10 protein-coding genes are annotated in these 11,192 nt (G+C 42.9%); 5 read left to right on the top strand and 5 right to left on the bottom strand.

Annotated elements, in window-relative coordinates:
- The first annotated feature begins 239 nt into the window (after window positions 1–239).
- Together QUA74_RS07265 and QUA74_RS07260 are read left to right on the top strand one after the other, a co-directional pair.
- The gene (locus QUA74_RS07265) at window positions 240–1,118 is read left to right on the top strand and encodes a choice-of-anchor L family PEP-CTERM protein (RefSeq protein WP_333326521.1); all 879 of its coding nucleotides are present in this window, start codon (window positions 240–242) and stop codon (window positions 1,116–1,118) included.
- Between the two features lie 155 nt (window positions 1,119–1,273).
- Window positions 1,274–1,438, top strand: a complete 165-nt coding sequence (locus QUA74_RS07260) for a hypothetical protein (RefSeq protein ID WP_333326519.1) — start codon at window positions 1,274–1,276, stop codon at window positions 1,436–1,438.
- 166 nt (window positions 1,439–1,604) lie between these two features.
- Here the strand turns inward: QUA74_RS07260 and QUA74_RS07255 are convergent, their stop codons facing one another.
- The 4 genes from QUA74_RS07255 to QUA74_RS07240 form a co-directional block, all read right to left on the bottom strand.
- Window positions 1,605–2,897, bottom strand: coding sequence for a pentapeptide repeat-containing protein (locus QUA74_RS07255; protein WP_333326516.1), 1,293 nt, complete (start codon window positions 2,895–2,897; stop codon window positions 1,605–1,607).
- Window positions 2,898–3,385: 488 nt separating this feature from the next.
- Window positions 3,386–4,234 (bottom strand): alpha/beta hydrolase, encoded by an 849-nt coding sequence (locus tag QUA74_RS07250; protein ID WP_333326514.1) that lies wholly within the window; start codon window positions 4,232–4,234, stop codon window positions 3,386–3,388.
- 184 nt (window positions 4,235–4,418) lie between these two features.
- Entirely contained in the window at window positions 4,419–5,144 is a 726-nt protein-coding gene (locus tag QUA74_RS07245) for a DUF3120 domain-containing protein (protein ID WP_333326512.1), read from the bottom strand.
- Complete coding sequence (locus QUA74_RS07240; RefSeq protein ID WP_333326510.1) at window positions 5,137–5,721, bottom strand: hypothetical protein; 585 nt, start codon at window positions 5,719–5,721, stop codon at window positions 5,137–5,139. Before QUA74_RS07240 ends, QUA74_RS07245 begins: the two co-directional genes overlap by 8 nt.
- A 579-nt stretch (window positions 5,722–6,300) precedes the next feature.
- Between QUA74_RS07240 and QUA74_RS07235 the strand changes: the two genes are divergently transcribed.
- From QUA74_RS07235 to QUA74_RS07225, 3 genes are all read left to right on the top strand, one after another.
- A complete protein-coding gene (locus QUA74_RS07235) occupies window positions 6,301–7,530 on the top strand; it encodes a ferrochelatase (protein ID WP_333326508.1) in 1,230 nt (409 codons plus the stop codon).
- A 386-nt stretch (window positions 7,531–7,916) separates the two neighbouring features.
- Entirely contained in the window at window positions 7,917–8,369 is a 453-nt protein-coding gene (locus QUA74_RS07230) for an AAA family ATPase (protein WP_333326507.1), read from the top strand.
- Between the two features lie 42 nt (window positions 8,370–8,411).
- The gene (locus QUA74_RS07225; RefSeq protein WP_333326504.1) at window positions 8,412–9,953 is read left to right on the top strand and encodes an AAA family ATPase; all 1,542 of its coding nucleotides are present in this window, start codon (window positions 8,412–8,414) and stop codon (window positions 9,951–9,953) included.
- An 11-nt stretch (window positions 9,954–9,964) separates the two neighbouring features.
- On the opposite strand, the gene QUA74_RS07220 is transcribed toward QUA74_RS07225, so the two are convergent.
- The gene (locus QUA74_RS07220; RefSeq protein WP_333326502.1) at window positions 9,965–11,122 is read right to left on the bottom strand and encodes an aminotransferase class V-fold PLP-dependent enzyme; all 1,158 of its coding nucleotides are present in this window, start codon (window positions 11,120–11,122) and stop codon (window positions 9,965–9,967) included.
- Window positions 11,123–11,192 lie beyond the last annotated feature (70 nt).

Raw genomic sequence — 11,192 nt, 5'->3', positions numbered from 1 at the left:
TTGTCTCTAGTGCGTAAGTCCTGAAATTATTAGTCTGTGTACGTTTATTTTTGCATCCGTATTTTTGCGCTGATGTTTATTGGCTGACTAACTGCCAACAATTACCAAAACAAATAATCACCAAAAGCGTAAATTCACTTATGTGTAAAGTTATTGTAAAGGCACTAGACATTGATACTTATCTAATGTAAAAATGAAGTTGGGCATAAAATCAGGTTTGTATCTTCCAGGAAAAATTTATGATAATTACTCACAAAATTACTGCCTTAACAGCTACATTAACTACTGCTATGAGTTTGTTGGCAGCGCCAGCAATGGCATTTTCGGTAGGAGCAACTAATAACACGGAGACTTTAAAAAATAATTTACTGGGAGCTAATACAGCCGGGTTGAGTAATTTCTCTGTTTCAATTACGGGTAATTCGGCTGCTTTTGGTACTTTCACTAATGACCCCTTCGGTTTGACATCAGGTGTTGTTCTGAGCACTGGTAGAGTCACCGATATACCGGGTCAGAATCGGAAAGATAACTTCACGACACAGGACAGCGATTTAAGCACGGACTTTGGTGCTAAGGGTGAACAGGGGGATCTGACTCAGCTAAATCTCAGCTTTTTTGCTAATAGCACGGTTGAAAAGTTGTTCTTTCAATATGTATTTGCTTCTGAGGAGTTTCCTGAGTTCGGCGGTTCTAAATATAATGACGATTTTGAACTGCTGCTGAACGGCATTAATTTGGCAAAATTGAGCGACGGAAAAAAAGTTACGATTAATAATCTTGTTCCCGATCCAAATAATCGCTCTAAAGATCACCCCGACTATATTGACAACCCAAGTTTCACAGGTATTGCTGCTAACATCATTAAGCTGGACGGTTTTACTAAAGTTTTAGGTTTTGAGGGTTTGCTCAAGCAAAATCAGACGAATGTTCTCAGTATCCGCATTAAAGATGTGGGCGATGGCAAGTTAGATTCTGCTGTATTTATTAAAGGCGGTTCTGTGGGGACGGTTCAACCTGAACAGGTTCCCGAACCGATGACTGTGGGGGGTTTGATGGCGGGAGGCGCTATGCTGGCTGCTGGACGAAAGTTACGCAATCGCCGTGGCGGAAGTAATTAATAACGGAAGGAAGTTCGGCAACGGATTCTGTAACGGATGTAACGGATGTAACGGATGTAACGGATGTCGGGAAGAAGGAAGTCGGAAGAAGGAAGAAGGAAAAAACTGAACAGGAACCATTTTGGCGGTTGCTGTAATATGAATCTCGATTAGTCGTGTTGGAGACAGAAACGGGGTTTGATGAACGAAAAGACCTCGTTGCAGTTCTTGAACCTGGTAAAAAAACTCGGTTTGTGCGATCGCGATCGCGTAATATCATCTCAAGTAATTTAAGCATTATGGGTACGCAGCGAGGAATGCAAGTCCTCATACAATTCTGACGACGAATGCCCTCACTACGAACCAATTTTATTGCGGTTGTTCTAGCGGACAGAATATAAGTTTTTATCCCAAATTCGCAAAGGGCGGATTTTTTTGTATTTGGAGTTGCAGCAAATATTGCAGGTAAAACCCACGTCTACAACCACTGACTAAAAACTCAATAATTTAGCTATGAACAGTACCGTCCGGTAAGATTGTACCTGTTAATGTAGTCCGGGTAAGTTTGACCATAACTCGATCGCCGTAACCGATTTTCGCTCCTGTTAAGTCAGCACCGCTCAAGTCAGCACCGCTCAAATCGGCTCCGATTAAGTTGGTTTCTCTCAAGTTGGCATTGATCAAACAAGCTCCTAACAAATTAGCCCTGAACAAGTTTGCTTGGTGCAAATTCGCGCCTGTGAGGTTGACGTTGTGTAGGAAAGCATCACTTAAGTCGGCTTCACTCAGGTTTGCATTGCTCAAGTTTCTTCCTGAAAAATCCTTTTCTTTTAAGGAAGCTCCTTTGAAGTTGGAACCGCTCAAATCGGGAGCTTGCGGCCCCGCTTGGCGGTAAGACTGAGATGGCGGTGGCTGCGATTGGTAGCGGGACGCCTCTGAATAGGGCCCTGCAGGGTTTCCCCCATAGTTTCCCGCATAATTTCCAGGATATTTTCCTGAAGAGGGTTCAGAAGAGTAGCGGGGTTCTTTTGGGGTGGCCGGTGGTGGCTGGGTGTTCTGGTGCTGGGTGTTTGGATACTGAGTATTTCTGTACTGATTGTTTTGGTACTGAGTGTTTTGGTACTGAGTATTGGGTTGCTGAGTGTTTTGGTACTGAGTATTGGGTTGCTGAGTGTTTTGGTACTGAGTATTGGGTTGCTGAGTATTGGGTTGCTGGGTATTTTGTTGCTGAGTGTTTCTGTACTGAGTATTTTGTTGCTGAGTATTTTGTTGCTGGGTATTTTGTTGCTGAGTGTTTTGTTGCTGAGTATTTTGTTGCTGAGTGTTTCTGTACTGAGCGTTTTGTTGCTGAGTATTTTGTTGCTGAGTATTTTGTTGCTGAGTGTTTCTGTACTGGGTGTTTTGTTGCTGGGTATTTTGTTGCTGAGTGTTTCTGTACTGGGTGTTTTGTTGCTGAGTATTTTGTTGCTGAGTGTTTCTGTACTGGGTGTTTTGTTGCTGAGTATTTTGGTGCTGGGTGTGTTTGTGCTGGGTGTTTTGTTGCTGGGTGTGTTTGTGCTGAGTATGTTTGTGCTGAACGTTCTGATTCTGACCTCTTGGTTGAATCGAGCGCAATTGTTCGCGAGCTTGATTAATTTCCTTAATCTTTTCTTCAGCTTTCTGTAGTAGTCTGGGATTGTCTTTGGGGATGCGATCGGGGTGCCAAATGAACGCTAAATCCTTGTAGGCTTGGCTAATTTCTTCTCTGGAAGCTCCCGGCAACAGTCCCAGCACTTTATAGTATTGGTCGAGGTCGTTCATTGTACCACCTTTCGCTTTAAGAAATTAGGAATTAAAAATTAAGATCGGAGCAAAAGCCTTTTTCAAAGCTTGGTTGTCCGATCGTACATTAGTTGACATCCTCACCGACCGTCGCGGACGGTGATTCCCAAACCTCACGATTTGAGTTTCTGTTTCATAGCAATTGCCTCTACCCACAAGGAGTTTTATGGTCTTACATTCGCTCCACAGACTAACCCCGCTAGCCCAGCGGTTTCATGTCTCGAAAACCTCAAAGGAATTCTGTCTAATTTTTTGATTCTAGGGATGTTTGCCATTGCCCTGTCCTCTTTTCCCGGTCTACCGATTTTTCTTCCCCGTTGCGAATAATCGCAAACTTTGGTGTTAAGGTTTATGTCTCCATCGTCGCGGGTGGGTCGTAACCACTTTAATTATACCAATATATCAATATAAAGCCGTCCGACAAGGACGGGGTTTCCACCCACATTTCCTGATGAACAATAACTCAGCTAAGCCGCTGCTGGCAAAAATTCTCGAATTCGTTGCAAGTATGTTGCAGCATCCTCCAGCATCGGAAAGTGAGCCGTATTCGGAATTATAACAAATTCTACTTTTTTGCTGAGGGAGGCCGCTTGCTCTCCCATGACGGCGGGGATAATTTGGTCAAATTCTCCGGCCACAAGCAGTGTGGGAACACTCAGCCGCGCAAATTCTTGGGGCATTTCCTCGGCTGCTCTTTTGCTGACGGCCGTCACCATTGTACCTATAGCAGCTTGCTCGTCTGCCATTAAAAAATCCTTGAGAAACGCCAGACTGACCTCTGTGGGCAGGGAACGGCGCAAAAACCGGGCCATAAATAGCCGATCGGCAAACGGGATAGAGGCCAGCCAAGAGGGCCTAAATTTTACCACATAGCCACCGAATTTGTGAAAAGTTGTAAAAGATTTCTCGTCGTATTCAAAAATCCCGCTGCAAGTGAGAATTGCTTTTTCTACTTTTTCGGGGTAAAGGTTGAGAAATAAAGTAGCAATTGATGCACCTGTAGAGTGAGCATTGAGAAAGATGCGGCTTAAATTCAGAGATTCTAATAATTCCGCTAAATCGCGGGCATAGGTTTCGAGTTCGTAGCTGGACTCAGGAGGCTCTTTCGGCAAAGGCGATCGACCAAAACCTCTCATATCGTAGAGCAAACAATCAAAATCATCAGCAATAGCCCGTGCCGTGCTTTCCCAGTAGCGCGCTGAGCCCGCCCACCCGTGCAGGAATACCATCACTGGTTTCCCGCTGGGTTGGGTACTGTTATCTGCCGTTATCCACTCGTAATAATGTTCTACACCGCGAATTGAAATGAAAGACATGATATTGATTTGGGATTCTTAGATTTTAGATTATAGATTTTAACTCATAATTGTTCACTAAATACCCAAATTCCCGACTTCTTAAAGAAGTCGGGAATCTCAAGACTACATCTATCAAAAAATCAGCGTCAATGCGCCCACATCTGCGGTCAAAAATTACCAACATAGGAACCAATCATAAATCTTAAGCCGCAGAAGCAGCCAGCCAAAATAAACCATCTACCAAAAGCGTGCTTAACACAGCTCCGCTGAAAGCGCGCCAGTGCAGTTCTCGATCGCGCAAACTCAGCAAACCGACTGTTAGCAACACAGCGATTAAAACGAGAGCGCAACCTATGCCCCAAGGAGTTTCAATTTGACCGATCGCACTTTGAAAAATCGGCATTGCTAATTCCGGTTCCGCGTGCATCACTTGCCGCCAGTAGGGCATCAACCCTGTTAAGTAAAAATATAAATCAGTAATGGCTGTACCGAATAGGGAACCCAAGTAAAAATAGCCGCCCACTTTTCCCCAAGATTTGCCCAAGCACCAAATAGCAAAAGGCAAGCCAATTGATTCTATAGGTAGATGTAAAATTGGTTCCCATCTAAACCAGCCCCAATAGATAGAACCTGCGAGCCAACATCCGGCAAATCCTAATAATAAATCTCCCCAAAGTTGGGTTTTGGGGCGGAAAATTAGAATTAAACTCAGAACGAACCAGGGGATAGTTGATAGCAAACTGATGGTTGGATATAAGCGAACTAAGGGTGCTTGCACGAAGACTGGAATTGAGACTAAAAATGCTGATGCGCTAAATATTAACCACGGTTTGAGGCTGTTTGTTGTGCCTGAAGTGAGAGAATTGTCTAGGCGGGCGATGGTGGCAATAGGTGCGATCGCTGAGGATTCTAAATTAAGATTAAACAACTGATTGGACTCCGTATTGTTTCAATAGGTGGACTAAAAATTTTGCGGCGGTTGTGGGTGCGACAGTCTCAATCCCGGCAGCGGTTTGGCTGACTTGCCAGCCTTTTGCCGTTTGGGGAGCTCGCCATAAATCCAAATGTTCGATCGCGGGATCTGCATAAAAGCTTTCTCCACCGCCACCGAGAATTGCCGAACTCCAGTGCGTAAAGCGATCGTGGCTGATTCGGTGGATGGGAAAATTGCCCCCCAGGGGTACTCCCCAACCATCTAAGGCAAAAAATGCCCCGACTTTGCCGCCGAGTTGCTGCCACATCCAAGCCGCCCCGATCGCCCCGGCTACTCCGGCCGAAAAGCTGACAAATACTAGACTTTCTCCTGCTAACTCTTGGCCGCACAAGAAGTGCAATATGTCAATAGCTGAAAAAGGCGGATATTTATGAGCGGGAAAAATCTTGACACGATCGACTATTTGCTGGTTTTGGCGATCGGCTGCCAGTCCCCAAAGCCCCGAAAGTCCCGCGAGGAAACAGTCGGTTAGCTTTGGTTCGTGGACTCCGGGGCAAATTACCAGTCTCATAGTTCGTCAAGAAAGTTAATATAGTTCGCAACATAACTTTATCATATACCTACTATATCATATACTACCCCAGGGGATAGGGTGTTAAACTTATAAGAGAGTCAAGTTTGAAGAGTATCCCCCCAAGTTAAAAGCTGGGAACGCTCCAAACCGCATTAATCAGAGGCAAGGTGAGGGAGTCTTAAGAAAACATAAAAGTTATCCCCCCCCGCCCCATCCCCTGTCAAGCTTAGCAAAGGCTGATTCAAGTTTTAAGCTGTTCTGTATTTAGATTTAACTTTTCCGGTGGCGTCGAAGCTGACCCCACAAAAGCTTAAAGAAACAGGATTGTGAAAATTAGAGGCCTGCCAGCTTAGCTGCCCTACGAATTTCGGGTCAGGGTCAAAAAACCGACTTAGGACTGATGCTCATCAATCCGGTTTCTAGGATAAATAAGAGGTTGGACCGGGAAGTATGGGCGCAGAAACCGGGAATCAGCCCCGCGCACGTCAGTCGTGCGATCGCAAATAATGAAAAATCTCCGATTTACCCTTCATCCTGCCTGGATCTCTTAGAATAAATAAAATTGAGGAATACAAAGTGGTTGCTTCTCCAGAAAAAATCGAGTACCAAACATCTGCAGCACCCGCAAGTAACGATCGCGTTGCTGTATTGCTGATGGGTTACGGCGAAGTCGAAAGCTACGACGATTTTGCCAACTACAACGAACAAGCTTTAAATTTGCTTACGGCAAAGTTTGCGCCAGTACCGCTTTGGATTTATCCGCCGCTGGCGAAGATTTTAGCAATCTTTGACTTGCACGAGTGGAGTCACCAACACGGTCAATTCGTTTCGCCGCACAATGCAATTTTTGAACAGCAGCGCGCCGGGATTGAAAAGAATTTACAGGAGAAATGGGGCGATAAAGTAAAAGTGTTCAAAGCTTTTAACTTTTGCGCGCCGTTTTTGCCGGAACAAGTAATCCCTCAAATTCAAGCAGAAGGATTTGACAAAATTCTGATTTATCCGCTGTTGGTAGTTGATTCTGTTTTCACCAGCGGCATTGCAGTCGAACAGGTGAATAAAGCTTTAGCACAAACCTTTGATGGTAAGGAACATTGGGTAAAAGGACAGCGCTACATTCCTTCTTTTTACGATGAACCTGCTTACATCCAGCTAATGGCGGATTTGGTTGAAGAGGAAATTAAGAACGATTTAGCTGTAGCCCATTTGCCTTCTCAGATTGGGATTGTGCTGATGAATCACGGTTGTCCGCACAAAGCGAAGGGCTTTACTTCGGGAATTGTGGAAAGTCAAGCTTTGTACGATCGCGTGCGTGAACGTTTGATGTATCGCTATCCTTTGATTTCGGTGGGTTGGCTGAATCACGACACACCGCTGATTGAGTGGACACAGCCGGATGCGACGTTGGCTGCGAAGAATTTGATCGATTTGGGTGCAACTGCGATCGTCTTTATGCCGATCGGATTTGCCACAGAAAATCACGAAACTTTGTTAGATGTAGACCACATTATTGAGTCTTTGCAGAAACAGCGTCAAGGAGTTACTTATCGCAAATTGCCTTGCGTTAACGACCATCCAGAGTTTCTGAAAATGGCGGCTGAGTGGGCAAATCCGCAGATTGAAGCGTTGTTGAGTGAGACTGCGGTTGCTGTTAATCCAAGTTTGGCTGCGGCGCAGCGCGAGCACAGTCATTCTCATGAAGGGCACGGGCATTCTCATGGGGATCACGGGCATTCTCACGGTGATCACGGCCATTCTCATGGCGGGCACGGGCATTCTCACGGCGGGCACGGGCACAGTCACTAATTGAGTCGTTGGGTGGGGGCGGGTTTATTATATTCTTGGTTTCCCACATAGATGGCTGGTAAAACCCGCCCCTACAGGCCTGTAGGGGCGGGTTTTACACATAATAGTTGAGCCTGACAAACAATCTAGATAAACCCGCCCCGGCTATATTAATTGAGTGCGTGAGTTCAGATTAATTGAGGTGAAAAGTTGATCGTCCTTTGGTGTATTAGAGAAGGGGCGATTTGCTTTTTTATCATCAAACTGATAAGCTTTTCTGCATTCATACTGAGATTGATAGTGGAGTGCCTGTGGCGAACGAAGTTGGGTGACACAATCAAATCCCTACTTTCCGAGTCGAGGCGATATAATTGAAGCAGTTGCGGTAAAAATGAGAAAATAAATAAATGAGAATTATTCGTTTAGAAATTACCAATGTAAAAAGCTTTCAAGACAAAGTAGATATCCAATTTGATCCCCAATTTAATATATTAGTTGGTCCCAATGGGGGCGGAAAAAGTAATTTTTTAGATATCCTGCTGATAATTTTAAAAAAATTCTTTTTATATAGTTATTCGGTGAATGATATGATGGGAATTGGTGCGGGGGAGATTCGGCTAGTGCCTTCATTTGATCCGGCAGAAAATCATCTAGATAAATTCAGTGCAGATCCTTCTGAATCTAAAATTGAAATAACTTTTAAAGTAGATGCTCAAGATATAAAAAATATAGCAACAATCAATCAATATAAAACAGAAATAAAGTCAGCTTTGGGCCACTACACAATACTATATCCATCTGATTCAATAATTTATGAAGTTGAAAAGTGGAAACTGGGTGAGTTAGCAGAAAATCAATAGTTAGTATATTGCATAGTCAACAATGTACTTGTATACCCATTTTTGAATTCACCAGAATTAATTTATCTTAAATTTTTGAACTATTATGAACTTTTATCAATAGTTATACAGAAGGCTATTGATTTGGAGCTTTTACCTCTTGATACTCGCCTTAGCCCAAAATATGTATATTTTTCGCCTTACAGAGGAGGAGACCCGCTACTTCAAGTCACCTTAGGGGGTGGCAGCTATTATAGTTTATTAAGTAATTATTCATCAGCTACGTCTCGAAGTACAACTTCTTTAATACAGCTAGCATCAATATACTTTGCACAAAAGAGACGGAAGTATGAAATGCTTGCTAGGACTCAAGGATACGAAAAAAATTGGGATGCAGATGAAGAAGTTAAGTTAGTAACTAAATATTTAAATAAATTGGGATATTCATGGAATGTAGAGCTTAAAGATGCAAACAGTAATACTTATGAGATTATTCTGCTAAAAATCCAAGAAAATACAAAATTTTCTTTACATCAGGCGAGTTCGGGAGAAAAAGAAATTCTAAATTTTTTATTGGGAATTTTTGCATATAATATTAAAAATGGCTTGATAATTGTAGATGAACCTGAAGTTCATTTACACCCTAAATGGCAATCTCTACTCCTTGACTTATTCTTTGATTTAGCTGATTTAACACAGAACCAATTTATTTTTTCAACGCATTCTCCTATATTTATTAATCAGAGAACTATATCGAAGATTGTGAGGGTGTATAAATCGAGTGGTAAAAGCACTATAAAAAATTTTCTTAAAAGCAATTTTGAGGAAACTAAAGACCTTCTCCACATAATTAATAGCCATAACAACGAGAAAATATTTTTTGCGGATAAGGTAATTCTTGTGGAAGGAATTACCGATAGGATTTTTTGGGAGCAATTAATTAATCTTTATAAGAAAGCCGAAAACAGTGAAATTATAGAAGTTTTGGAGGTATATGGAAAAATTAATTTGGAAAAATATCGTAAATTTCTAAAAAAAATTGAGTTGGACAATTACATAATTGCAGACCTAGATTATATTTTACAGATTGGTAGTGAAGAACTCAAGAAAATGTTTAGAGTGGATTATTCAAAAATAGATCGAGAGGTTATTAATCACAAAAAAAGTATTGATGGTCAAACATTGTTTGAGCAAATTGAAGAGGCTATAAAGAGTAAAAATTTTGACGATCTAACAAACCTTTGTAATTATATCAAGTCGAGAAAAATGAACTTACCCGATAATAAAAGCGCTCAACAATTGCCATTATTTGAAAAATTTATCACAGAAAAAATGGAGGATAAAATTTTTGTTCTTAGTAAAGGAGAAGTAGAAGATTACCTACCGGAAGGATATAGAGATTTAAACAAACTTATTGAATTGATTAAAAATGAAAGGACATTTATAGATTTTATTATTCGTGGAGACTACCTAGAGAAAAGGGTAGAACTAAGTAAAATTATTTGTTCTATCCTCGGAATAAACTTACTATCAGACGAAGAGGTGGTTGGATATCTTAGCCATCGCCCGGTTTCTGACTACCCGGGCGTCCAGGACTATAAATAAACCCGCCCCGGCTATACTAATTGATGTGCGATCGCCCCAACCAACTTATCAATCTCCGCCTCTGTTGTAAAATAGTGCACACAAGCCCGCACACAATCAGGATTAAGAATAGTCCTTACCATAATTCCCTGTTTTTCCAACAAATCGACCAGCTTTTTGTGCGGCATCCCATTACTTAATCGAAACGAAACCAAACCAGCTTCCGGCGCAGATGTCCGCAAACATTCTACATCGCGAAGTTCCGACAAACGCTGCCAGAGATACTTACTCAAACGGCAAATTTCTGCATACCTTTCCTCGATCGTACCCCATTCATGTTGCAGGGCGATCGCACTCCGCAAGCCCGCATACAAAGGATAAGCCGAAGTCGCAATTTCATAGCGCTGTGCTCCAGGCTTCCACCCAAGGACTTTAGCATTAGCATCCGTCACAATTCCCCGCCAACCGATAAACACCGGATGCAAATCTGCCAAAGCTTCAGCACTCACATAAAGCCCGCCCAAACCTTCCGGGCCACACCACCATTTATGACCCGTAAAAGCATAAAAGTCAACACCCGATTCAATCAAATTTAAAGGCAAAACCCCCACAGATTGAGCCGCATCAACTAACACTTTGACTCCTGTTTGATGACACACTTTTACAATCTCAGCCAGAGGCAAAACTTGGCCCGTATTCCACAAAATGTGACTGATAACCAACAAGCGAGTATTTGGCCGCAAACTATCAGCAATCACCGCCACCGCATCGCCCTCATTCAAAGTTGCCGCCAACGGACAAATCGAAACCTCAATGTTGAAACGGCGCTGAAGTTCCATTACACTAGCTACAATGCCGGGGTGTTCGCAATCAGAAAGCAGCAAATGGTCGCCCGCTTTCCAGTCAATGCCCCACAGCGCAATATTGCAGCCGACGGTGACATCTTCAGTTAGGGCAATGGTTTCAGGAGGTACGGTCAACTCAGATGCGATCGCACGTCGCGTCAGCATCGCCTCCTGAACCACCCAAGCCCCCACTTCCCCCGAAAACGGCCCCCCAAGCTGCACCCGTTTGTAAGCCTCATAAATCGCCTCTAAAGCAGGCTCAGGCAGCGGCCCTTGTCCGCCGTAGTTAAAATAAGCTTTATTGGCCAAAGCAGGGAATTGTTGCCGGTGATTGTCCTTTGTCATTTTTTTTGGGAATTATTGATAGCGTTAATATTGAATAACTAATGCTGTGAATTTTATACCTTTTGCCTGA

Origin of the sequence: Microcoleus sp. LAD1_D3 (assembly GCF_036702135.1) — a bacterium.
In the GTDB taxonomy this organism is placed as follows: Bacteria; Cyanobacteriota; Cyanobacteriia; order Cyanobacteriales; family Microcoleaceae; genus Microcoleus.
Note: the sequence above shows the minus strand (reverse complement) of the source record. Positions and strands in the feature narration are given on the sequence as shown.